This is a genomic window from Leptolinea tardivitalis, from assembly GCF_001050275.1.
Lineage (GTDB): Bacteria > Chloroflexota > Anaerolineae > Anaerolineales > Anaerolineaceae > Leptolinea > Leptolinea tardivitalis.
The window spans coordinates 251,073-275,173 of sequence record NZ_BBYA01000001.1; the positions used below are offsets into that span (position 1 = coordinate 251,073).

General features: G+C 47.7%; 26 protein-coding genes. 19 read left to right on the plus strand and 7 right to left on the minus strand.

Annotated elements, in window-relative coordinates:
* Positions 1 to 43: 43 nt before the first annotated feature.
* Genes LTAR_RS01200 through LTAR_RS01215 form a run of 4 tightly spaced genes read left to right on the plus strand, consistent with a single transcriptional unit; the run spans position 44 to position 3,985 of the window.
* Positions 44 to 694: a CDP-alcohol phosphatidyltransferase family protein gene (locus LTAR_RS01200; RefSeq protein WP_062420303.1), complete on the plus strand. Its 651-nt coding sequence runs from the start codon at positions 44 to 46 to the stop codon at positions 692 to 694.
* Between the two features lie 23 nt (positions 695 to 717).
* Positions 718 to 1,596 carry a prolipoprotein diacylglyceryl transferase gene (gene lgt, locus LTAR_RS01205; RefSeq protein ID WP_062420304.1) on the plus strand — a complete coding sequence of 293 codons (879 nt, stop codon included), beginning with the start codon at positions 718 to 720 and terminating at the stop codon, positions 1,594 to 1,596.
* 48 nt (positions 1,597 to 1,644) lie between these two features.
* Positions 1,645 to 2,577 carry an ABC transporter ATP-binding protein gene (locus LTAR_RS01210; RefSeq protein WP_062420305.1) on the plus strand — a complete coding sequence of 311 codons (933 nt, stop codon included), beginning with the start codon at positions 1,645 to 1,647 and terminating at the stop codon, positions 2,575 to 2,577.
* On the plus strand, positions 2,570 to 3,985 hold the full coding sequence (locus LTAR_RS01215; protein WP_062420306.1) for a stage II sporulation protein M: 1,416 nt from the start codon (positions 2,570 to 2,572) through the stop codon (positions 3,983 to 3,985). Before LTAR_RS01210 ends, LTAR_RS01215 begins: the two co-directional genes overlap by 8 nt.
* A gap of 21 nt (positions 3,986 to 4,006) precedes the next feature.
* Here LTAR_RS01215 and LTAR_RS01220 read toward each other — a convergent pair whose 3' ends face one another.
* Genes LTAR_RS01220 through LTAR_RS01235 form a run of 4 tightly spaced genes read right to left on the minus strand, consistent with a single transcriptional unit; the run spans position 4,007 to position 7,442 of the window.
* Positions 4,007 to 4,510, minus strand: a complete 504-nt coding sequence (locus tag LTAR_RS01220) for an HNH endonuclease (protein ID WP_062420307.1) — start codon at positions 4,508 to 4,510, stop codon at positions 4,007 to 4,009.
* Positions 4,511 to 4,567: 57 nt separating this feature from the next.
* Positions 4,568 to 5,362, minus strand: a complete 795-nt coding sequence (locus LTAR_RS01225) for a DegV family protein (RefSeq protein WP_062420308.1) — start codon at positions 5,360 to 5,362, stop codon at positions 4,568 to 4,570.
* 5 nt (positions 5,363 to 5,367) lie between these two features.
* Positions 5,368 to 7,053: a DAK2 domain-containing protein gene (locus LTAR_RS01230; RefSeq protein WP_062420309.1), complete on the minus strand. Its 1,686-nt coding sequence runs from the start codon at positions 7,051 to 7,053 to the stop codon at positions 5,368 to 5,370.
* Positions 7,054 to 7,085: 32 nt separating this feature from the next.
* Positions 7,086 to 7,442: an Asp23/Gls24 family envelope stress response protein gene (locus tag LTAR_RS01235; RefSeq protein WP_062420310.1), complete on the minus strand. Its 357-nt coding sequence runs from the start codon at positions 7,440 to 7,442 to the stop codon at positions 7,086 to 7,088.
* A gap of 122 nt (positions 7,443 to 7,564) precedes the next feature.
* Between LTAR_RS01235 and rpmB the strand changes: the two genes are divergently transcribed.
* The gene (gene rpmB, locus LTAR_RS16790; RefSeq protein ID WP_081419731.1) at positions 7,565 to 7,747 is read left to right on the plus strand and encodes a 50S ribosomal protein L28; all 183 of its coding nucleotides are present in this window, start codon (positions 7,565 to 7,567) and stop codon (positions 7,745 to 7,747) included.
* A 58-nt stretch (positions 7,748 to 7,805) separates the two neighbouring features.
* Here the strand turns inward: rpmB and rpe are convergent, their stop codons facing one another.
* Together rpe and LTAR_RS01245 are read right to left on the minus strand one after the other, a co-directional pair.
* Positions 7,806 to 8,465, minus strand: coding sequence for a ribulose-phosphate 3-epimerase (gene rpe / locus LTAR_RS01240; RefSeq protein WP_062420311.1), 660 nt, complete (start codon positions 8,463 to 8,465; stop codon positions 7,806 to 7,808).
* 10 nt (positions 8,466 to 8,475) lie between these two features.
* Positions 8,476 to 9,555 (minus strand): serine/threonine-protein kinase, encoded by a 1,080-nt coding sequence (locus LTAR_RS01245; protein ID WP_062531946.1) that lies wholly within the window; start codon positions 9,553 to 9,555, stop codon positions 8,476 to 8,478.
* 71 nt (positions 9,556 to 9,626) lie between these two features.
* On the opposite strand from LTAR_RS01245, the gene cax reads away from it, so the two are divergent.
* The 11 genes from cax (at position 9,627) to trxA (ending at position 18,540) form a co-directional block, all read left to right on the plus strand.
* Positions 9,627 to 10,715 (plus strand): calcium/proton exchanger, encoded by a 1,089-nt coding sequence (gene cax, locus LTAR_RS01250; RefSeq protein ID WP_139044376.1) that lies wholly within the window; start codon positions 9,627 to 9,629, stop codon positions 10,713 to 10,715.
* Positions 10,712 to 11,188 carry an SH3 domain-containing protein gene (locus LTAR_RS01255; RefSeq protein WP_062420314.1) on the plus strand — a complete coding sequence of 159 codons (477 nt, stop codon included), beginning with the start codon at positions 10,712 to 10,714 and terminating at the stop codon, positions 11,186 to 11,188. The genes cax and LTAR_RS01255 overlap by 4 nt, the downstream gene beginning before the upstream one ends.
* 6 nt (positions 11,189 to 11,194) lie before the next feature.
* Positions 11,195 to 11,530, plus strand: a complete 336-nt coding sequence (locus tag LTAR_RS01260; RefSeq protein WP_062420315.1) for a gamma-butyrobetaine hydroxylase family protein — start codon at positions 11,195 to 11,197, stop codon at positions 11,528 to 11,530.
* A gap of 125 nt (positions 11,531 to 11,655) precedes the next feature.
* Positions 11,656 to 13,551 (plus strand): serine/threonine-protein kinase, encoded by a 1,896-nt coding sequence (locus LTAR_RS01265; RefSeq protein WP_062420316.1) that lies wholly within the window; start codon positions 11,656 to 11,658, stop codon positions 13,549 to 13,551.
* 30 nt (positions 13,552 to 13,581) lie between these two features.
* Positions 13,582 to 14,466 (plus strand): PP2C family protein-serine/threonine phosphatase, encoded by an 885-nt coding sequence (locus tag LTAR_RS01270; RefSeq protein ID WP_062420317.1) that lies wholly within the window; start codon positions 13,582 to 13,584, stop codon positions 14,464 to 14,466.
* A gap of 15 nt (positions 14,467 to 14,481) precedes the next feature.
* On the plus strand, positions 14,482 to 15,957 hold the full coding sequence (locus LTAR_RS01275; protein ID WP_062420318.1) for a VWA domain-containing protein: 1,476 nt from the start codon (positions 14,482 to 14,484) through the stop codon (positions 15,955 to 15,957).
* A complete protein-coding gene (locus tag LTAR_RS01280) occupies positions 15,950 to 16,405 on the plus strand; it encodes an FHA domain-containing protein (protein ID WP_062420319.1) in 456 nt (151 codons plus the stop codon). The genes LTAR_RS01275 and LTAR_RS01280 overlap by 8 nt, the downstream gene beginning before the upstream one ends.
* Positions 16,393 to 16,632 (plus strand): hypothetical protein, encoded by a 240-nt coding sequence (locus LTAR_RS01285; RefSeq protein ID WP_062420320.1) that lies wholly within the window; start codon positions 16,393 to 16,395, stop codon positions 16,630 to 16,632. Before LTAR_RS01280 ends, LTAR_RS01285 begins: the two co-directional genes overlap by 13 nt.
* A 3-nt stretch (positions 16,633 to 16,635) precedes the next feature.
* On the plus strand, positions 16,636 to 17,385 hold the full coding sequence (locus LTAR_RS01290) for a response regulator transcription factor (RefSeq protein ID WP_062420321.1): 750 nt from the start codon (positions 16,636 to 16,638) through the stop codon (positions 17,383 to 17,385).
* A 202-nt stretch (positions 17,386 to 17,587) separates the two neighbouring features.
* Positions 17,588 to 18,028, plus strand: a complete 441-nt coding sequence (locus LTAR_RS01295; protein ID WP_062420322.1) for an Hsp20/alpha crystallin family protein — start codon at positions 17,588 to 17,590, stop codon at positions 18,026 to 18,028.
* Between the two features lie 152 nt (positions 18,029 to 18,180).
* The gene (gene trxA, locus LTAR_RS01300; protein ID WP_062420323.1) at positions 18,181 to 18,540 is read left to right on the plus strand and encodes a thioredoxin; all 360 of its coding nucleotides are present in this window, start codon (positions 18,181 to 18,183) and stop codon (positions 18,538 to 18,540) included.
* Positions 18,541 to 18,596: 56 nt separating this feature from the next.
* On the opposite strand, the gene murA is transcribed toward trxA, so the two are convergent.
* A complete protein-coding gene (murA, locus tag LTAR_RS01305; RefSeq protein ID WP_062420324.1) occupies positions 18,597 to 19,880 on the minus strand; it encodes a UDP-N-acetylglucosamine 1-carboxyvinyltransferase in 1,284 nt (427 codons plus the stop codon).
* 131 nt (positions 19,881 to 20,011) lie between these two features.
* Between murA and LTAR_RS01310 the strand changes: the two genes are divergently transcribed.
* From LTAR_RS01310 to atpA, 3 genes are all read left to right on the plus strand, one after another.
* The gene (locus LTAR_RS01310) at positions 20,012 to 21,541 is read left to right on the plus strand and encodes a S1 family peptidase (RefSeq protein ID WP_062420325.1); all 1,530 of its coding nucleotides are present in this window, start codon (positions 20,012 to 20,014) and stop codon (positions 21,539 to 21,541) included.
* A gap of 16 nt (positions 21,542 to 21,557) precedes the next feature.
* On the plus strand, positions 21,558 to 22,358 hold the full coding sequence (locus tag LTAR_RS01315) for an alpha/beta fold hydrolase (protein ID WP_062420326.1): 801 nt from the start codon (positions 21,558 to 21,560) through the stop codon (positions 22,356 to 22,358).
* A gap of 73 nt (positions 22,359 to 22,431) precedes the next feature.
* On the plus strand, positions 22,432 to 24,096 hold the full coding sequence (atpA, locus tag LTAR_RS01320) for a F0F1 ATP synthase subunit alpha (RefSeq protein WP_062420327.1): 1,665 nt from the start codon (positions 22,432 to 22,434) through the stop codon (positions 24,094 to 24,096).
* The last annotated feature ends 5 nt before the right edge of the window (positions 24,097 to 24,101 follow it).

Sequence of the window (24,101 nt, forward strand, 5' to 3'; positions counted from 1 at the left end):
TTGACAGGATTTGCCGGGTAGGATAGCATAAGCCATCACAATCATGCAGCATACAGGTGCACAATTCGTGGAACAGGCCAGTCAAACTCCTCCAAAATCCGTTGAAGAATTCCTCCGTTTTCATTCCAAAGGTATACTGGATAAGATTGGAGGTTTCTTTCTAAAACTGGGGGTGCACCCCAATACCGTGACAATTCTGGGGCTTGTGGGGAATTTTATAGGAGCCGGATGCCTGGCATTTGGTCATATTACAATCGGTGGAATTGTGGTTCTGTTGTGCGGTCCTCTGGATGCACTGGATGGAGCAATTGCCCGCTTGCGCGGAGATTCAAGCACGTTTGGTGCCTTTGTAGATTCGGTTACCGACCGTTATTCCGAATTGATCATTCTCTGCGGCTTGCTTGTCCATTTTCTGCTGATAAATGATGCATTGAGCTGCGCTGTGGTGTATCTGGCGGCAGCTGGTTCTGTGTTGGTTTCTTATGTAAAAGCTCGGGCTGAATCGCTGAACTATACTGCAAAAGTGGGTATCTTGACCCGGGTTGAACGGTATCTGGTCCTTGCCCCGCTGTTGGTGGTCAATCAGCCTGTTATTGCCGTCTGGATCATTGCCATTTTAGCCAATTTCACCGCTTTACAGCGAATCTGGTTTGTACGTAAACAGGCGTATGATCAGATTTCTTCTCAAAAGTAATCCTCGAAAGGTAGTCAGTTAAAATGCCACAAGGTTTTGCCATTGGTCCTTTATATGTTCATTATTATGGTGTCATCATTATGCTCGGGGCGTTGCTGGCTGCCTGGCTGGCTACTCGGCTGGCGGTAAAGTACGGGCAAAACCCTGATGTCATCTGGGATGCATTACCCTGGATATTAATCGCAGGAATTGTTGGCGCCCGCCTGTGGCATGTGCTGACTCCTCCTGCTTCCATGCAGGCTCGTGGATGGGGATCGAACTATTACTTTACTCATCCCCTGGACGCGTTGGCCATCTGGAATGGTGGATTGGGAATTCCCGGTGCTGTAATTGGTGGTGCTCTGGCACTTTATATTTATTGCCGGAAGACAAAAATCAATTTTGGCATCATGACCGATATGATTGCTCCTGGATTGGCGCTTGGGCAGGCGATCGGGCGTTGGGGAAACTTTATCAATCAGGAATTATATGGTGCTCCCAGCAACCTTCCCTGGGCTATCACCATTGATCCAGCTTACCGGCTTCCGGCCTATCAAGATGTGGCTACTTATCATCCATTATTCTTATATGAATCCATCTGGAATCTCCTCAACATGGGGCTGCTTCTCTGGATGGGAAAGAAATTTGCCAGAATTTTACGTCCGGGAGATATTTTCCTGACCTATCTTATTGTCTATCCGGTGGGACGTTTCTTACTGGAATTCCTGCGGTTGGATCCATCTCCTGTGGCAGGTTTGAATATCAATCAGACATTAATGGGCCTCACCGCCCTGGGCGCCAGTATCGTATTGCTTGTTCGTCTGCGTAATCGACCACTTTCTGTGGATGAAGAGGAAACAGAAGCAGAAGAATCTGGTAATGCTGAGGCTGTACAAATCGAATCTGATTCTGAAAAGGAATGAACAGACCGTCTATAATATGAGTACCTGGTATGAGGTACTTGAATTCGAATGATATTCGCTGAAAATCTCAGCAAACAGTTTGACGATATCCTGGCTGTTGACCATATTCATCTAAATGTGGGTGCCGGGAAAGTACTCGTTCTGCTTGGTCCTAATGGCGCCGGGAAGACGACCACTGTTCGTATGTTGACATCAGTTCTGCGCCCGACCACGGGGACAGCACGGGTGGCAGGGTATGATGTGGTCCGGGAAGCCAGTCATGTTCGGGCTTCTGTGGGTGTTCTCACGGAACATCACGGTCTTTACGGTAGGATGAATGCCCGTGAATATCTGCGATTCTATGGAAGCCTGTATAACCTGTCGGATAAATTGATTGCCGACCGCACCTCAGAATTATTGACCACCTTTGGACTGGCTTTTGCGGCTTCGAAACGATTGGGTGAGTATTCCAAAGGTATGCGTCAGAAACTGGCACTGGTGCGGGCAATGCTTCACGATCCGCCGGTTCTTTTGTTGGACGAACCCACGTCTGCCATGGATCCGGAAAGCGCAAAGACTGTTCGAGATGCCATCAAGAATCTGAAGGCATCGCATCGCACCATACTCTTGTGTACCCATAACCTGGCAGAGGCAGAGCAACTGGCCGACCAGATCGCCATTATTCGCCTGGGAAAGATCATTTATCAGGGCGAAACAACCCGATTGAAACGTGAATTATTGGGATCACCCGTCTATGAAGCCCGGTTTTCAGGAAACTTAAATGGGTATTCTCCAAATCTGCCTGACGGTGTGAAGATACTGACGCGCGGTGAGAAGTCACTACAATTTATGGTGGAGGACCCGGAGACAACCAATCCTTTACTCATGAGTGACATGGTTAATGCCGGCCTTCAGATTGTCTCTTTCCACGAGATGACCCGCAGCCTTGAACAGGCTTACCTGGAAGCCATTTCGCGGGATCGTGAGGAAATCCATGCATAATGCCCTGCATCCAGTACTGGTGATCTCATCACGTGAGGTGCGCGATCAATTTCGAGATTGGCGGATTATCTTTCCCATCATCGGGTTGACACTGCTGTTCCCGTTTTTGATGAATTTTACAGCCAGTCAGATGCTGGGATTTGTGAATAAATACGGTGCAACCATTATCGGCGAGAGACTTATTCCTTTTCTGTTGATGATCGTGGGATTTTTCCCCATTTCTGTCTCTCTGGTGATTGCTCTTGAATCCTTTGTAGGTGAAAAAGAGCGCGGCAGCATTGAACCGCTATTGAACACACCGCTGGAAGACTGGCAGCTGTATCTGGGTAAGTTGATTTCTTCCACGGTGCCCCCGCTTTTATCCAGTTACCTGGGAATGTCGGTATACCTGACCGGATTGGTCATCTCGCATATTCCGATTCCTGACCCACAATTACTGATCCTGGTGGTCTGCATGACAACCGTACAGGCGTTTATGATGGTGGCTGGGGCTGTGGTTGTTTCATGCCAGGCAACTTCAGTACGGTCAGCCAATCTTCTGTCCAGTTTCATCATTCTGCCGGTTGCCTTCCTCATCCAGGGTGAAAGCGTGGTGATGTTCTGGGGAAACTATGCCACGCTCTGGTGGGTGGTAGTAGGATTGTCGATTTTTTCTATTCTTCTGATCAGGGTCGGGCTGGCTCATTTCCAACGGGAAGAATTGCTTGGACGCGAGATTGATGTGCTGAATTTCAGGTGGGGCTGGCGGGTATTCTGCAGCCAATTTACCGAAAACGCAACTGATCTTGCCGATTGGTACCGCCGGGTCATACCGGCTACAATATCACGGATGCGATTGGCTGTACTTGTTTCTGTGATTATTGGGATTGGTGCTGTAATCACCGGCAGCTATCTGGTCTCCATGTTCCCTCTCGTTCTTCCAAAAGGTGGATCGAATTTTCCAGAAAATCTTCAAAAATTGATGGAATACTGGCCGATTTTTTCTTTTGCTCCGGCTTTGTCCATCTGGTGGCAAAACGTGCGGGCACTATTGGTCGGTCTGTTACTTGGAGCATTTTCGTTTGGAATTCTTGGACTGCTCCCTCTCTATATTACCCTGGCCATTATCGGATACCTGTATCAGGTTCTATTAAACAACGGCTTGCCGTCTGCCCTACTGATTACAGGGTTGGTTTTGCCTCATGGCATTATTGAGATTCCTGCCGCTATTCTGGCAACAGCTGCTGTGGTGTATGCCGGTGCACGCATGGCTACCCCAACGGTGACCGAAACATTCGGTGAAACATGGGTGCGCTCATTGGCAGATTGGACTAAGATCATGATCGGCGTGGTTATGCCGCTTCTGGCTCTGGCGGCACTTGTTGAGACATGGATCACCCCCCAGATAGCTGTACAACTGTTCCGTTGACGTAAACTAGAATACCAGCTGCTACCAGCCTGTCAGAAATTCTTTCCATTCTCCGTTTTGCTGCAGGTGGTGTCCGAAAACATACATCGCTGTAGTCGGTGGTTCATGTGGAATGTGCAGGAGATGCATGCCTACCTCATCGAGTGTCTTTCCACCCTTATGATGATTGCAACTGGCACAGGCAGCCACTACATTAGTCCAGGTATGAGAACCGCCTTGATGACGGGGAATCACATGGTCGATGGTTAATGTTGTCGAGTGTTTACCGCAATATTGACAGGTGTAATTGTCCCGGCGGAATACCTCTCGCCGATTCAATTGGTTATGTGGACGTGGACGCAGGATCATTTTTTCCAACCGAATAATGGATGGACGCGGATAATCATGATTAACGGTATGAATTACACCCCTCCCGTTCATCACCAACGAAGCCTTATCGGCGAGTATCAATCCTATCGCCCGCCGGGTATTGCAGACATGTATCGGTTCAAAGTTTGCATTGAGAACCAGAACAAGCTCATCCATTTCTGCTTCCTGGATAGGATTATAGCACCGGGAAGAGGAATGGCTGAATTTTAACGATTATCTTTCATTCGACACAATCACCAGACCGTAACTGTGTTCACCAAAAACAAAATTCCAGGCTTTATTGGGAAAATAGACCTGAAGCGCTGTCCCTGGAAAAAACTCGAGCAAATGATCTGTGATGATCTGAATATCCCCTGTCTCTGCTTTGGATTCCTGCACAACTGCAATGACATGAAACTTCTCAAATTCATCAATGAATTCGACCAGATACTCATAGGCCGCCCGGCGCGACCGCACTTTGCATAACGGAGTGGGCAGGCCATCTTCAAGAGAAAAGATAGAATGAATTCCCAGAATAGATGCCGCATTTGCCTGCGCGGCATCCACCAACCCCATCGGAACCAGTGGTTTGAGATCAGGAAGGATCATGGTGGAGTAAATTGTTGAACAATCTTCGCGAATGATCTGTTCAATATCGGCCGGTGATCTGCCAGATAAAGCCAGACCGGCGGCTTTTTCTACGAGAAAACCGACACCTATCCCGATCGATTGGGTATCAATCATCACCAGACGCGGCGGAGCAGAGGCTGCCTTGATCAACTTCAGGATCTGGTTAGGGAAAGCCGAAATCGAGCCGGAGGTAAGGATAGCAATGATGCTTCCGGACGTTTGACTGACTTTTTGAAGAGTTGATTGAACTTCCTGATCCGTACCTGCCAACAGGCGATATCCTTCAGGATGAGTCCCTTCAACCGGCATTAGAGGAACAACCTGAATCAGGTCATCCCCCGGAAATGTTTTATGAATGGTTTGAACAGCCGAGTCAGTGAGGATGGTGATGGGCGGCATAGATGTTATTCAATCATAAAAATGAACTGGTAATGTGGTTGGCCACCTTCGTGTACTTCAATTTCATGGTTGGGATACTGGTTGCGGATACCATCTGTGATTCGGTTGACATCATTCCGGGAAATGTTGGAACCGTAAAAAATGGTGATCCGTTCACGGTCGGCGGTATTTGCGCTTTCCAATAATCTGGTGCAGGCTTCTTCCAGGGTGGGTGAGGCATTGACCAATTTCCCATTCAACAAGGCGATGACCTCGCCTGATTTTACATCCACTCCGTTTATTTCCACTGTACGTGTCGCTACCGTAACCTCACCGGTTTCCACTTCAGTAATCGCTTCATTCATTTCCTCTACCACATGATCAAAATCAGCATCGCCAACGAGCCGAAGCATGGCGGAAAGGCCTTGAGGAACAGTTTTTGCGGGAATTACAGCAACTTTTTTCACGGTCACAGAAGCGGCTGTCTGGGCTGCCATCACGATATTTTTATTGTTTGGGAGAATTATGATTTTATCGGTAGGCAGGTTCTCTAGTGCATGTAAAATCTCTTCGGTGGATGGATTCATGGTCTGACCACCTTCGACAATGGCTGCCACACCCAGACTGGCAAAAATGCGGGAGATTCCTTTACCGGGTGAAACCGCCACAACGGCGATATGACCGGGTTCGACTGGTGCAAGTGTGATCTTTTGTTCACTACTTTCCTGACGGTCTTCCATTTGCGCCAGCAGGTTCTCCATGGCAACTTTGGTCACCGTACCAAGTTTTAAGGTGTATTCGATAGGTTCATATTTCTTCTCTGTAGGCACATGGATATGCATGCGGTACATACCATCGCCTTCTCCGACCTGTATCGATGTACCGATTTCACTGAGACCTTCATAAAACTGTTCCAGGTTCAGGGGGGCATCTGGACGGAAATCTACCACCACCTCGAAATCCTGACCGGGTTCAACCTCTTCCAAGGTCTCATCGAGTTTCATGGCAGCCAGGGGTTGAACAGTGGTCAGAGCCGTTTCAATTGGCAGGCCTTTCATATGGCGCAGCATACCTTCCAACAGGAAGAAGAGCCCTTTGCCGCCAGAATCAACGACACCAGCCTGTTTAAGAATCGGCAGTAATTCGGGGGTATGTTGAACCGAATCATCGGCTGCCTTGACAATCGTTTCCAGCATTTGCATCAGATCGGTTGTTTCCAGAGCGGCCTGTTTGGCTGCAATGGATACATCCTTAATAACCGTCAGAATTGTTCCTTCAACAGGGCGGACAACACCTTTATAGGCAGTTGCCCGGCTTTCGTCTAATGCCCGGGCAAAAACCTCAACATCCATTGAATCAAGGCTATCCAATCCGCGGGCAAATCCACGCCAGATTTGTGAAAGGATCACCCCTGAATTGCCGCGAGCGCCCATCAAGGCACCCTGGGCAACGGCGTGCGCCATCTTACCTACATTTTTCTCACCGGAGTTGGCAATTTCGCTGTAAGCTGCCTGCATGGTTAGAAGCATATTTGTTCCGGTGTCACCATCAGGAACAGGAAATACATTCAGAGCGTTGATCGTCTGCTGGTTGGTTTTAACCCAGGTCATAGCGGCTTCAATCAGTTCTTTTAACCCCTGACCATCGATGGATGTGCATGTGACGGTTGTCTGTGTGGTCAACACAGGGGAGTTTTCCAATTCGTTACTCATAGAGCTCCTAAAAATGACAGATGATGGCAAAGCTAATCGGGATTACTGATGCGAAGTCCGCGGACATGCACATCAACATGGCTGACAGGGATACCCAGGGCTCGTTGAACCTGGTACACAACACTATCAGCGACACTGCTGGCAACAGAGGTGATCCGGGTGCCATATTCGATAATGATGTACAGGTCAATTTGAATTGCCTTGCCATCATAGTGAACTTCAACACCCAGCGTAGGATCTTTAACCAGAACCTGGGCAAGACCCTCGACCAGATTTTTTGCTGCAAGCCCCACAACTCCATAGGATTCCAGTGCCGATTGGCAGGCGATGGTGGCTATGGCATGGTGTGAGACATAGATGTTTCCGTATTTATTGTTACTTTCGCTCATGGACGATACCCTCTCTGATATACTTAACCTGTTTTCTTGAGCAAAGATACGAATTGTGGTAAAATGCCGTTTTGCAGTACATGAAAATGCTGTTTGCAATCAAGATTTGAAAGGATTTCAAGATGGCACGGTGTGAATGTTGTGGGAAAACGACCACATTTGGTCACAATCGAAGTTTCTCCCAGCGCGCCACAAACCGCATCTTTCGTCCCAACCTTCAGAAGATCTCGGTCTATGATAAAGGACGCAAGGTTCAGATGGTGGTTTGCGCAAGATGCATGCGGACAATGGTGAAAGTTTCATAATCTCCATTTGTTCAAAAAATTTCGCAACAAAGGTCACGGCAAAGGCCGTGATTTTTGTTTAATCCAGCGCTTTTCGAAGCGCACGGACTCCTTCCATGGCACCCAGGGGATGCTTGAATATTGAGGTAGCCGCCACAAAAATATCAGCACCGGCTTCATTCAATTCTTTAATATTGTCTGCTGTAACACCGCCGTCTACTTCAATAGAAGCATTTGGATTGATCGAATCCAGAAGAGAACGCATCTGTTTAACACGTTTGACTGTCTCCGGCTGGAAACTCTGACCGGAATAGCCGGGATTTACCGACATCAATAACACATAATCTACCAGGTGTACAACAGCAGAGGAGGCTTCAACCGGTGTCCCCGGATTAAGCACCAGACCTGTTTTGACACCCAGACTGCGAACTACCTGAAGCGTTCGATGAATATTCGGATTGCCTTCAAGATGCACTGACAGGCATCCGGCACCCGCACGGGCAAAAATTTCAACGAATTTATCGGCATTATCAATCATTAAATGCACATCCAGCGGCAAACTGGTGATGCGTTTACAGGTCTCAACAATGAACGGCCCCATGGTCATGTTGGGGACAAAATGACCATCCATAACATCGATATGAATCCAATCAACACCGGCTTTTTCAACAGTACGAATCTCTTCGCCCAACCGGGAGAAGTCAGCTGAAAGAATAGAAGGTGAAAGAATTACGGACATAAAAATAATCCTAATGTTGTAGTGAACTGATAAAAAGGTAAATATAGGTCCAGTAAGGGATCAAACCGCCCACGGCGGCAACCGCCAGAATACCCAACCCAACTGATACCCAGTCCAATTCCCTGGCTTCCTGTTTTATTCTTTCCCACAGATCGGCACCAACCGATTGACGGATGGAATACCGTTGCGGATTCGCGCGATGAACTGCCGCAACGGGTGGTTCCACGACTGGAACAGACACCGGATTTGAATCAGGTATTCTTCCAAATGTCGAAAGAACCTGTCCGAATTGATCTGCCGTCCGGTAACGAGCAGACGGTTCTTTGGATAGAACCTTTAGCAAGATTCGTTCCAGCGCAGGGGGAATATCCGGCCGAATTTGCCGCGGAGGGATGGGAGGTTCATCACGATGCATACGCGCCAATTCGGTGGCATTATCTGCATTGAGCGGCAGTTGACCGGTCAACATTTCGTAGAGAACCACACCCAGTGAATACACATCAGAAGCAGGTGATGGTGCATAGCCAGAAGCCTGTTCGGGCGAGAAATATTGCGGGGATCCCCAGACAACATCACTCTTTTCATCCGGGTGGATCCCGGCAAGGGCACGAGCAATCCCAAAATCAGTGACTTTGAGCTGACCTTCAGGGGTAACCAGCATATTGTGCGGTTTAACATCACAATGCACAATGCCAGACCGATGGGCATGACCCAGGCCTGCGCATGCCTGCAATATTAACGGAATGGCTTCTTCGATCGAGAAGGGACCGTGTTGTTTGATGACTGTCTTCAGGTCGGTTCCGGGGACAAATTCCATCACAATAAACAGACGGTCATGATCCAGACCGAAATCATGCACAGTGACAATGTTGGGGTGAGATATATTGGCTGCCGCTCTGGCTTCCTGACGGAAACGCTCGCGGAAGGTTTCATCTTTGCCAAAATCGGAGCGTAAAACTTTAATGGCAACCTGTCGCTCCAGCATCAAATCTCGAGCCCGGTATACCACAGCGGTTCCTCCGCTGCCCAGAGTCTGCAATAATTGATAACGATTCGATAGAATCGGATTTGTAGAAATAGGCGATGTCATCTTTGGGGATTATAACATGCAGCCTGCCTGAAGGTTCCGGCTGGCTTTATTCCCATGTATAATTTGACACCATGACGATGCAAAAAATCCTGAAAGAGAATCCCACAACCATACTACTGACAGCCGCACTGGCGGCGGCTCTGGCGCATTTCGGAGGTTGGGGCGATACCTGGGTATTTATTCTGGCTGCTCTGGGTGTAATCCCTCTGGCAGGGTATATCGGTTCAGCTACCGAAGCTCTGGCACATTACACTGGACCGAAAATCGGTGGGCTTTTGAATGCCACTCTGGGAAATGCAGCAGAATTGATCATTACACTCGTGGCTATCCGCGAAGGATTGCTTGAATTGGTAAAAGCCTCCATTACCGGTTCCATTCTGGGAAATTTGTTGCTTGTCATGGGTACCTCTATGCTGCTTGGCGGTTTGAAAAACGGAAGTCAGCGATTTGACCGGAAACAGGCGGGGAATTATGCAGTCTTGCTGGCTATGACAATTATGGCACTGGTGATTCCTTCCTTTTTCGGGCATTCCATGGGTGATGAGGGCTCGGTTGGTGTCGAAACTCTCAGCCTCGGTGTTGCCGGGGTGATGATCGTCTTATATGTGCTGGGTATCATATACAGTCTGAAATACAATAATTCCCCCATATCGGCCGGTCAGGAAGAAACCTCACATTCCAAACCGACTTATAGCAAAACAGCCGCTGTGATAGTGCTGGTGATAGCCACTCTGGGAGTGGTATTGCTCAGTGAATTACTGGTTGGTGCTGTTGAAAGCGTGGTAAGTCAGTTTGGTTTGTCTGAATTCTTCATTGGGATCATCCTTATTCCCATTGTTGGTAATGTGGCTGAACATCTGGTGGCAGTTCAGGCTGCCATCGGCAACAAAATGGAATTAAGCATTGAAATTTCATTGTCATCAAGCCTGCAAGTAGCCCTGTTTGTGTCTCCTCTTCTGGTTTTTATCAGCCTGGCGATGGGACATCCTTTGACGCTTATGTTCAATCCATTCGAGCTTGTCTCACTGGGAGCTGGTGTTGTTATTGCCGCCCTCGTATCCATGGATGGTGAGTCTAACTGGCTGGAAGGTGCTTCTTTGCTTGCTGTTTACCTGATTCTTGGTCTGGCATTTTTCCTTCTCCCGGTGGCTATCCAATGAGATCATCGTCGGGAATTCGATTTACATCTGGGATGTTTGTAGCTTCCTTATTCTTTGGCCTTATCTTGATGGTGCTTTGCCTGGGTTCATTGTTCATTTTTCGTCCGGCAGGCAGTTCAACAGCGCCAAATGCCATTTTTACCGTCATTCCTGCTCCCACTGCTACAGTCATCCTTCCAACGGAAGTCTCACCAACGCCAACACTCTCACCGGAAGAAATGGCCTCCGGTAAAATTGATATAGGTGTGATGGTGCAAATTACGGGAACAGAAGGCGACGGCCTCAGGTTGCGGGCTGAACCAGGGGTATCGGCGGCTCCTGTTGTTTTAGGGAAAGATGGCGAACAATTCCTGGTGAAAGATGGTCCGTCGCATAAAGATGGATATAACTGGTGGAAACTGGAATCTCCCAAAGACGGATCCCGGTCTGGCTGGGCGGCGGCCGATTACCTGGCAGTTGTCCCTGAGAATTGAGGAATCATGTCCAACCTGCCAAAAGACATTACTGCCGATAAATCCAAACAGGAATTGACAGTCATCTGGAAGGATGGTCACATCAGCCGGTACCCGTTCACCTTATTGCGGGCGGGATGTCCGTGTGCTGTTTGCCGCGGCGGGCATGAGAAAATGAGTCAAGACCCTGATCCGGCAGTATTTGATGTTCTACTTCCCGATTCACCGGCTGTTCACCTGCGAAGAGCCGATACAGTTGGTACGTATGCACTGGCGTTTGAATGGGAAGATGGACATCATGAAGGAATCTTCAGTTGGGACTATCTGCGGGCACTTTGTCCGTGTGATATCTGCCGGGGTTGACCACTTGACGGATAGGGGGATAGTCTATGCATGTTGCAAAATAGTTGCACGCAATAACGGATAATCTTATAATTGACACATTGCATAATCCGAATCAGTTTGGATACAGGGAAGAGGAGTAGGGACTGGACACTCAGGGTTATCCCCCAGAAGAACAAACCTGGCAGGAAACGGAAAAACCGTTACTTGCAGGTTCAATATTGGCTAACCGCTATCTGATTCAAGATGTAATCGGAGCGGGGGGAATGGGTTCTGTCTATAGAGCCAGAGATATGCATTTTTCCAATGCCGTCAAGCTGGTTGCTGTTAAAGAAATGATCAACCAGACCCGTGACCCTGCTTTGCGCCAGACCATGCTGATGAATTTTGAGCGTGAAGCCAATATTCTGGTATCGTTGAATCATATATCTATCCCGAAGATATTCGACTTTTTCGAGGTTAATGAACGGTATTATCTTGTTCAAGAATATATTGACGGCAAGGATCTTGAAAAATATCTGGCTGATGTGAAGGGGAACATACCTGAAGACCAGGTGATCGGCTGGGCTATTGAAATGTGCAATGTGCTCGAATTTTTGCATAACCATAAACCCGAGCCTATTATTTTCCGTGATGTAAAACCTTCTAACATCATGGTCAATCGGAATGATCATATCGTTTTGATTGACTTTGGAATTGCCAAAGTTTTTAAAGTTGGACAAAAAGGGACCATGATCGGGACGGAAGGTTACGCTCCTCCCGAACAATACCGGGGTGAAGCCAATCCAACCGTTGATATTTATGCTCTGGGAGCTACTCTCCATCATCTGTTGACGAAGAAAGATCCCCGAATCGAAGCCCCGTTTACTTTCAGTGAACGTCCTATCAGACAAATCAACCCTGCGGTTTCAACTGAATTGGAAGCTGTGATCAATACCTCACTAGCTTACAATGCCAAAGACCGATACCCGACAGCGGCAGCCATGAAAGAAGCCTTAATGGCGGTTGCCGGACGCAAAGGGATTCCGACGATCCCTCATTATGCTGTTGCCCAGCCACAGCAAATATCGCTGGCACCGGAGAGTGATATCAAACCGGTGTGGAAGTTTGAATGCGAGGATGAAATCAGGGCAACTCCATTAGTTGACGGCGGACTTGCCTACATTGGTGTGTATGACAATAACATGTATGCTTTAGACGCCAATGATGGATCTTTTCGATGGAAATTCCCCTCCGAGGGCGGCATCGTTTCTCAGCCTGTCTTGCAGGAAGGCAAACTGATCTTTGGTTCAGAGGATCACCATGTCTATGCGGTTGGCGCCCGAAATGGTAAGGAAGTCTGGAAAGTACAGACCGGCGGCCCTGTGCGCAGTTCAGGCCGGGTGGCGGAAGGTCATGTATTTATCGGCTCAGATGATGGTTACCTTTATGCCATCAACCTGACCACCAATAAAGTATCATGGCGGGTGGAAACACAAGATGCCATACGATCAACACCATGTATCACCGATGATTTTATTTATTTTGGCAGCGAAAGCGGCGAGATGACCTGTTGTGATTTCCGGGGTACTGTAAAGTTCCGGTTTACGGCCAAAAGGGCGATTACGTCTTCTCCGTTGATCACAAACAACCGCATCTTCTTTGGTTCAGTGGATTCCACTTTCTATGCTCTCGATGCGAAAACGGGTTGGACGATCTGGCGGTTTAGAATGGGTAAAGGATCTGTGTCATCTCCCTGCACGGCGGATGGTTTACTTTTCTTTGGGTCCGCAGATGGAAACATCTACAGTGTTGATGGTGCCAATGGACGCGAAATCTGGCGGTTCAAGACAGATCATCAGGTCAGCGGTTCGCCAGTAATCTATCGGGATAATCTGATTTGCGGTTCAGCCGATGGCTATCTTTACTGCCTTGAATATCGGTCAGGCCGCATGCGCTGGAAATACCCCACCCGAGGGCCCATCACCGGAACACCAATCGTGTATAATGACATTATATATTTTGGCTCGGTGGATCACACTTTCTATGCCTTACCAGTCTGACCCAAAAAAATCTTTTATTGGGAAAAATATATGAATTTGGGTCGATTATTCCGAAAAAAGGATGAAACCGGTGATATGAAAACACCCCCGGTCACCGACGAATTACCCAGGCCAAGTGTAAAGACTCGTGAACACCATATGGTTGGACAGTACACTTTCGGTACCTGTCAATCAGTAGGGAAGCAGAGGGAACATAATGAAGATGCACTTTTCGCATTCAGTTCTGTCTTGCGTGAAGGAACTTCAGAATTCCCCTTCGGCCTGTTTATGGTAGCTGATGGAATGGGCGGGCACCAGCATGGAGAAGTAGCCAGCGGAGCCGCCATTAAAGCTTTAAGCAGTTTCCTTATGGAAAAATTGATTGTTCCAATGTTGAATGGATCTGCTGCTTCGATGGATACAAGCATGCAGGAACTTATGGAACAGGGGATTGAAGCTGCCCAGGATGCCGTTGTTCGCACTGCACCTGGTGGTGGAACAACTTTAACGGCTGCTCTTGTCATTGGTGACCAGGTGACTTTCGGGCATGTTGGTGACAGCCGTGCGTATTTTAGCCGCATGGATGGGGAGCTAGAACCCGTCACAAAAGATCATTCCCTAGTGAAACGGCTGCTTGAATTGGGGCAGATTTCTGAAAAAGAGGCGAGCGTTCATCCTCAGCGGAATGTGTTGTATCGCGCTGTTGGTCAAACCGAGCCATACCGGCCGGATATTGAAACCCTGACGTTCCCGGCTCCTGGTTCTATGCTCATATGCAGCGATGGGCTCTGGGGTGTTGTCGGTAAGACAAACCTTCAAAAAATCCTTCGAAAATCCGGCTCTCCCATGGAAATATGCCAGAAGATGGTGGATATGGCCAACCAGGCTGGCGGCCCGGATAATATTTCTGTAATCCTGGTTCAAAATTTCGATTAACGGGAGAAAATTCGAATGGGGGCTGGTCTTTTTGAGACACTCGGATTATCCAATAATGCGTCTCCTGATGAGATTCGGCATGCTTATTTTGATGCTGCCAGACGATTGCATCCCGATGCCAATCCTTCACCGGATGCCGCCAATCAGTTCATGGCTATTCAAAAAGCCTATGACGTTCTTTCCAACACGGAAAAACGGATTGACTACTTGATCTCGCAGGCCATTAATGAAGGTCGTCCACCTGTCATTGCCCAAGCACAATTTTCCATAGAATCTTTACAGGCAATTCCAGAAGAACAATACATTTATGCTCTTTTGGAAATTATTAATACCGAAGAAGCCAAAGCTCATGTGTTACCCACAAGTAGTGTCTGCCTAGTGATCGATCGATCTACATCCATGCAGGATAAACGCATTGATATGGTTAAAAAAGCCGCCTACGAGCTGATGAAGCAGCTGCGGCAGGATGACTGGGTTTCGATTGTGACCTTCAGTGATCGTGCTGAGCAAGTCATTCCGCCGACACGGGTGAAAAAATCCATGTTGTCTGACCCGAGGATTGCCAGCATTCAGACAGGCGGAGGTACCGAGATATTGCGGGGATTGGAATGCGGACTGGATGTATTAACTCAAACAAGCAATAAAGACACGAACCGTCATTTAATATTAATGACCGATGGTCACACATACGGCGATGAAGAGGAATGCCTCCAATTAGCTCAACAGGCTGGTGATAAAGGCATCATCATCAGTGCACTTGGATTTGGAAGCGAATGGAATGATACATTCCTTGACCGTCTGACCGGTTTGAGTGGTGGAACAGCCAGATTGGTAACCAGTGTTGATGAACTACGGCAGTTTATTCGATCGCAAGTTGCTTCATTAAGCAAAGTTTATGCCTGCAACCTGAATTTGCATATTGAAGGTTCACCACAGGCTACACTGGTGGATATGTTCCGAATATACCCGGATGCAAGTCCATTACCGGTGGATATACAGGCGCGTCTGGGAAATCTACCCTTTAATGACCGGATTAAGATATTGCTTGAATATAAAATCGCACCAAAATTGAATGAAGGTGAAACCATCACATTGCTTCAGGGTATATTAACGATGGAAATTCCTACCCGGAAAGAACCCTTGAACCGGATCGAAATTTCTTTGAGGCGCACAGTACGGGAAGACCAGGAAAAGTCTATACCTCCAAGGGAACTGGTGGAGGCAATTGAGAAGCTAACCCTGTATCGCCTGCAAGAAAAAGCCCGGGAAGAGGAAGCTGCTGGAGATCATGTGAATGCCACCCGGCACCTGAAAAACCTGGCAACCCGGCTTCTTCAAAAGAAGGAAAGCGATAATTTGGGTAAAATGGTCCTCTCAGAGGCGGAAAAAATCCAGAGTGGAAAGGGCTATAGCCCGGAAGCAGAGAAACGAATCAAGTACGGAACCCGAGCACTGTTGTTACCCATGGCGAAAGAATCGAAAAATGATTAAATGTCCCAACTGTCATCATAAAGAACGAAATGGCACTCTGTTTTGTTCTGAGTGCGGTGCAGAAATCTTCAATGTAATCCCCGATGGCGTCAGCGAAGTCGTTCTTGAGTTCATTGAAACCGGAAAAAAACTCAGGTTGAAAGAAAATCGCGAATATACGATCGGGCGGATGGGTAAAACCCAGGCACTTATTCCCGATGTTGACCTTTCACAGTATGGTGCATTTCAAAAAGGTGTATCCCGCCTTCACGCCATAATCAAGACATATCCCGGGAAATGCATGATCATTGACCTTGATTCTGCCAATGGAACAAAAATCAATGGTGAGAGAATTGCCGCATATGTAGATACTCCATTGAAGAATGGTGATACGATTAACCTTGGGTCATTTAAGATCCTTTTGCATATTTCTGATCAACATGTTACGGAGAAATTATGCCCAGTGTAATTTTGCATATTATGAATGAAGACCCGGTGTTGGGCGAAATTGATGATATGCCCGGTATCACCGATACCATCATCCTTGTGAAAAATCCCCGCAAGCGAGATGGTAAAGATATGGCTCACCTTGATCCAAATGTAATGACAGTCATCTGGCCGATTTCCCGCATTAACTTTATTGAAGTTCTTCCCAGCGGAGAAGAAGAGGAAATCATTACACACGTTAGAGAGTAATCCATGGCAGATGATTCATTAAAAAATCGTGTTGTTTTAGTGGTGGATGATGAAGAGCGGATGGCTCATTTCGTGCGCCTTAATCTGGAGCAGGATGGTTTTCAGGTCGTAGAGGCATACCGTGGTTTGGATGCCATTCAAAAAATGCGTGATTCAATGCCCGACCTGATCCTGTTGGATGTGATGATGCCGGATATTGACGGGTTTGAAGCGCTGCAAATGATCCGCGAGTTTAGCAGTGTTCCCGTTATTATGCTGACCGCCAAAGGCGAAGAGGAAGACAAAGTTCGCGGGCTCGAACTGGGCGCCGATGATTACATCACCAAACCATTCAGTCCGCGCGAGCTGTCCAGCCGAGTAAAAGCTGTAATGCGCCGGGCAGAAATGGGTACAGCGTCACCCACTCATGAAATGATCGACGTGGATGAACACTTGAAACTTGACTTTGGTAAACGGGAAGTGTGGGTAGACGGCAAGATTGTCAAATTACGTCCAACAGAATACCGTCTGCTTTATCACCTGGTACAAAATGCCGGCTGGGTGCTCACATACGATCAACTTTTGGCCAAAGTATGGGGTTATGAATATCGTGATGAACCGCATTATGTAAGGCTTTATATCAATTATCTACGGCAGAAGTTGGAACCTGATCTGGCGAACCCGCGGTATATTTTCACCGAACGCGGTGTTGGATACCGGTTTGTGGATTTCAAACGGGAAAAGAACAGCCAGAAATTATCTGAAGAAGGGTGATAGAAACAGTTAGTCTGTTAAAAATGCCGGGGTTTTCCCGGCATTTTTTATAGGTATTCATTTTGGGACCGTATTCCAGTGTTTTTAAAAATGGTAGTGGCAGCATCCTTCATATAGATTTCTGATATTGTTTTTGTATTTTGTTAATACTTTGTATTTATTATGATCATTGAAAAATAAACTTTATCTTATGGAGGTTGAAATGGCTAATATCGTGCGTTTTGAACCTATGCGTGAAATGGTACGGATGAGTGATGCAATGGACAGATTGTTCGAGAATATCTATGGCCGTGGTTGGCATGACGGTGATCTTTTTGAATCCCCGTCTGTCGATATGTACCAGACCGAAAATGACATTGTTGTCAAGGCTTCACTGCCCGGTATGAAAGCGGAAGATATTCAGATCTCTGTTGTGGGTGATGTTCTGACCCTGCGCGGCAAAATAGACGCTGAAGAAGAAGTCAAAGATGCGTCTTACCATATTCGGGAACGCCGCAGCGGAAGCTTTGCCCGATCATTGCCGCTTCCGTCGGCTGTGCAATCGGATAAAGCCAAAGCAGAGTTTGAGAACGGGGTACTCACCCTGACGATGCCTAAAGCAGAGGAAATGCGTCCAAAGACCATTACCGTCAAAGCAAAGTAAAACAAACACAATACCGGAGAGAACCTCCGGTATTGTATTTAAATTTGTAACCTTTTGGTATCAGATTTCTCTAAAGAATAAACATGACTATAGGTAGCAATAAACAATGTTGTACCATAGGTTTAATGTAATCATCGTATAAGGAGTAGAAAATGGGAAGTAGCGAACCAATCCATGTTACGGATGCTGAATTTGAAAAAGTGGTTTTGAAATCCAACCTGCCTGTTCTGGTTGACTTTTGGGCACCCTGGTGTGGGCCTTGCCGTATGGTTGCCCCTGTGTTGGATAAACTGGCCAAAGAAATGGAAGGCAAATTGATTATTGCCAAAGTTAATACCGATGAGAATCCTCAATGGGCTACCCGGTATGGAGTACAGGGAATCCCCACCATGTTGATGGTATCCGGCGGGAAAGTGGTTCATTCACAGGTTGGCGCATTGCCTGAGGGTATGCTGCGAGACGTGGTTAACCAATTTTTAGACGTCGTAAAGTCAGCTGCACCGGCAGCCTGAACATGACATAAAAAAGACCGGCACCCTAAGTTAAGGGTGCCGGTCTTTTGTTTTATTTATTCCTCACGCAACCGCTGGATGTGGGCGCCCATAGCCGCCAGTTTTGTATCTATTGATTCGTAACCGCGATCAATCTGGCCGATATTGCGGATCTGTGACTTACCTTGAGCTGAAAGAGCTGCCAGCACCAGCGCCATACCGGCACGTATATCAGGGCTTTCCATTTTTTCACAATAGAGCTGACTGGGTCCTTGAACAATACATCGGTGCGGATCGCACATAACGATTTTAGCACCCATACCCACGAGCTTGTCAGTGAAATACATGCGGCTCGGGTACATCCAATCATGGAATAAAACCATACCGTTGGATTGGGTGGCAATCACGATACTGATACTCATAAGGTCGGTCGGAAAAGCCGGCCAGGGCATCACGCTGATTTCAGGAACCATGCCGCCAAGGTCACTCTCGATGCAAAGCGGCTGTTCTTTAGGAACAATAATATCTTCCCCGTCAACATTCCAGATTACGCCCAGGCGACCCATTACAAGGCGAATCATATCCAGGTATTTAACACCGGCGTTGCGTACCCGGATGGAACCTTTGGTTACCACTGCCGCACCCACATGACTGATTACTTCGAGGTAATCAGGGCCGATCGTAAATTCACCACCATGCAATCTTTCCACGCCATCCACTTTAAGGGTATTTGAACCAATGTGGTAGACATGGGCACCCAGGGTGTTTAGAAAATGACAGAGTTCCTGAATATGCGGTTCTGAAGCGGCATTCCGGATGACGGAGCTTCCCCGGGCTGTAACGCAGGCCATAATGGCATTCTCTGTCGCCGTAACAGACGCCTCATCCAACAGGATATCAGCGCCATGAAGACCATGTGCATGGAAGTGGAATGTGCGGTCATATTCAACTTCGGCACCCATTTTTTTCAAGGCCAGAAGGTGGGTATCCACCCGACGACGTCCGATGACGTCACCACCTGGAGGCGGCAAATGCAGCTCGCCGGTACGGGCGGTCATTGGGCCGGCCAAAAGAATGGAGGCCCGAATCCGGCGGCAAATATCGGGGTCAAGATCGGCCGGGCGCACTTCCTTTGCCTGCACACGCCAGGTGTGATCGCCAATTTCATCAATGCTTACACCCAGGCTTTCCAGCAAGGCACGCATGGTTTGTACATCACGGATATAGGGAACATTATGCAAGATGACCGGTTCATCTGTTAGCAGACAGGCCGCCAGGAGCGGCAGTGCGGCATTTTTATTACCAGATGGTGTTACTTCTCCCGAGAGAGGAATGCCCCCTTCAATGATGAACTTTTCCATGGCACCTCCAGTACGAAGATATTTGAGTTACTAGGCACAGTTCGATTTTGGCAAGTATACTTGAAAATGATTGCAGGGATTGTGCCGGAAATGATGATTATTGGTGGGCGGCCAGTACCTGCGGAGGTTGAATGACAAAGAATAGAAAAATCCTGATCGCAGCCATATTGCTGACGGGGTTATGCAGTGTCTCTTTGGCAGCGGTGCTGCTTTTCAATTCACCGATATTCAAACCGGCAGAAAAATCACCAACACCCGTAGTGATTTCAACAATTCAAACGGAGTTAAATCTATCCAACCTGAAAATAACGCGTACACCTTTTGCAGGAAAAAGGTCTATTCCATTTCAATCGGTTGTTTTGATTACAGCCCTTTATTATGAGAATGGGTCTCTTCAGGAGGGATGGACAGGATCAGGTACATTTATAACAAAAGACGGCCTGATACTGACAAATGCCCACGTGGTTCTATCGGATGAGAATTTCAAAGTGGATATGTTGACGATAGCTCCAACGGTCAGTGCAGATGAAAAACCACAACCATCTTATATCGCAAAAGTTGTACAGGCGGATGCCAGCCTGGATCTGGCCATATTAAAAATTGCCAGTGACCTCAACGGGAATCCGGTTGATCCAAAAACGTTAAATTTCCCGGCAGTGAAACTGGGTGATTCAGACTCATTGACTTTAGGAGATAAACTAACCATTCTGGGTTATCCAGGTATAGGCGGCGATACAATCACTCTAACCAGTGGTGAGGTGGCCGGTTTTACGGGTGAAACCGGTATTGGAAATAGGGCTTTTATAAAAACATCAGCCACTATAGCCGGCGGGAACAGCGGCGGCCTGGCAGCCAATGATGCCGGTGAACTGGTGGGCATTCCCACTCAATTGGGATCTGGAAGTGATACGGGGATTGTAGATTGCCGGAATCTGGCTGATACAAACGGGGATGGCGTTATTGACGAAAATGATACGTGTATACCGACCGGTGGTTTTATCAATTCCCTGCGTCCTGTGAATCTAGCCCGACCTTTGATTGAAGCAGCAAAACGTGGTGAGGTGAATATTCTGTCTGATTCCGAAGCGCCCAGCAAAGAGGAATCACCGGATTCGGGTGGTGTGTTGTATACGGATGATTTTTCTACTACGAACACCGGTTGGACCGTTCAAAATGATACCGATGGGTATGTGGGATACGGTGATCGAAATTATATAATTCAGGTTACCAGCCCGCAGATGATTTTATCTGGCACATCTGGTTATGAAGCTGCAAACGTGGTCATTGATGTAAGTGTTCAGGTCATTCAGGGAACCGGAAAGGGAGATTTTGGCCTGATTTGCCGGCAGCAATCTGACGGCAGCAATTATGCCTTTGAGATCCGGGAAGACGGCTACGCCTCCATCTGGAAGAACAATTCGGGTACGATCAGCCCGCTGGTTGACTGGAAATATTTCCCGGAGGTTCAACAAAATTCAATAAAAAGATTGACCGCAGCCTGCGTCGGCCGGCAACTTGGCCTGGGAATTGATGGAAAGATGCTCATATCTACGTCTGACAGCGATTTTTCAACCGGTGATACCGGGTTGATTGCCGGAACATGGGATATCGCTGGATTAACGGTGGCATTTGACGATTTTCAAATTCGATCACCAAAATAAAATACCGGGGATTTATATGGCAATAATCAATACAGAAAAAGCATCGATTTTTTATCTTGATCCGCGTCCAATGAATCGGCCGGTCATATTTTTGCTTCACGGATTGGGAACAGAAGCCAGCAGCTGGACCTATCAGATAGAGGCGTTGGAAGATGCAGGATTTCGCCCCATAGCTCCTGATTTACCCGGTTTTGGCCGATCACGATTTTTCGGTGACCGTTGGAGCATTCGGTACACTTCCGCGGCTATTGTTTCGATGGCAGATAACCTGGGAATCGATCGATTTCATATTGCCGGCATATCCATGGGTGGAACAATTGCCCTGCAAACGGCAATAGATCACCCTGACCGTCTGCTCAGCCTGGTGTTAATCAATACATTTGCATCTTTGCATCCCAAAAGATGGAATGAATGGGTATACCTTGTCAGGCGCTATATTCGCGCCTGGTTTCGTGGAGCCGGAGCACAGGCTGAATTAACAGCCAACCGTATATTCCCCCGGCCGGATCAGGAAGAACTACGCCGGGAGTTGGTCAGCCATATTCGTCAAACTGATCCGCAGGTTTACAAACAGGCTATGCGGGAATTGGGTTTATATGATGCCAGAAAATCCCTGAACAGAATTCAAATTCACTCATTGTTGATCACTGGTAGGGATGACACCACGGTTCCCCTGGAAAACCAGCATGATCTGGCTACTGGTATTGATGGCTGCCGGCAGGTGTTTATTGCCAATGCAGGTCATGGAGTTATCATTGATCAACCAGAAGAAGTTAATCGGTATCTGGTAGAATTCTTAAGACTTCATTCTAACTGAATTCAGCCTATTTAAGGAATAATGGGATAAAATTTCTTGAGGTTGAATTAATGCCCTTCCGGTAGGAGGTAGTATGCCCGATATTGTTTCATCGATTACGAAAGACCTTACAGATAAGATCAAATCTTTTCAACCTCAAGTTGAAATTCGTGATGTCGGTATTGTTATAGAAGCAGGTGATGGAATCGCCCGAGCTGACGGACTCTCCACGGTTAAATCCCAGGAATTGGTTCAATTTTCGAACGGTGTAATGGGGATTGCCTTCAACCTGGAAAAAGATAGTGTCGGTATTATCATTCTGGGTGATTATTCCACTATTACAGAAGGCATGCAGGTTCGGGCAACCGGACGTATCGCCTCAGTACCGGTCGGTGATGGACTTATTGGCCGTGTTGTAAATGCCCTTGGTGAGCCAGTGGATGGAAAAGGCGCGGTCGATTTCAGCCGGTATTTACCCATCGAACGGATCGCCCCGAATGTGGTCGAACGCCAGGATGTGGATACCCCGGTTCAGACAGGTATCAAACCCATTGATGCCATGATCCCCATCGGCCGCGGTCAACGCGAGCTGATCATTGGTGACCGACAGACGGGCAAGACAGCCCTGGCCATTGACACGATCATCAATCAAAAAGGCAAAGACCTGATTTGCATTTATGTTGCCATCGGTCAAAAGAAATCTTCCGTTGCCCGTACTATCGCCCTCCTGGAAAAATACGGTGCCATGAGCCACACGATCGTTGTTATTGCGGCGGCAGATGAACCGGCGGCCATGCAATACATCGCCCCGTATTCCGGATGCGCCATTGGAGAAGACTTCATGGAACGGGGTAAAGATGCCCTGGTGATCTATGATGATATTTCAAAACATGCCTGGGCTTACCGCCAGGTTTCCCTGCTATTACGCCGTCCACCAGGCCGCGAGGCTTACCCGGGTGATGTTTTTTATCTCCACAGCCGTCTATTGGAACGGGCAGCCCGCCTGGCTAACAGGTATGTGATTGTTCCTAAAGATTTTTCTGCTGGTCTGGCTAAAGAAAGTGATGCTGTTGACGGTGCCGTTTATGGAGGTCCGCGTTCTCTTCACGATGCTGAAACAGCTTTAAAAGCTCGCAGCGATGCGGATGCGTATAAAGTCGTAAAGGTGGAAGGCAGCGGTGGTTCGTTAACGGCTTTGCCGATCATTGAAACCCTGCTGGGTGATGTATCTGCCTATATCCCCACGAATGTCATCTCCATTACAGATGGCCAGATCTATCTGGAATCGAACCTTTTCAATGCCGGTATTCGTCCCGCTGTGAATGTGGGTATCTCAGTCTCCCGGGTGGGTGGGTCTGCCCAGACCAAAGCCATGAAACAGGTGGCATCTCGTTTGCGCCTCGATATGGCTGCCTACCGTGATCTGGCTGCCTTTGCCATGTTCGGTTCTGATCTAGATAAATCAACACAGGCTCAATTGAACCGCGGTCAGCGTTTGCAGGAAATTTTGAAACAACTGCAATACGAACCCATGTCACTGGAACAGCAGGTGACAGTGCTCTTTGCCGGTACCAACGGGTTTGCTGATCAGATCCCTGTGGAGAAAATGCGCCAGTGGGAAAGTGCCATGCTGCGTTTCATGGAAACCAGCTACCCGGCGTTGGGTAAAGATATTGCTGAAAAGAAGATGATCACCCCGGAAACTGACAAGAAACTCCGGGAAGCTCTAAAGACATTCAATGCTTCATTTGTCGCTTAACAGAG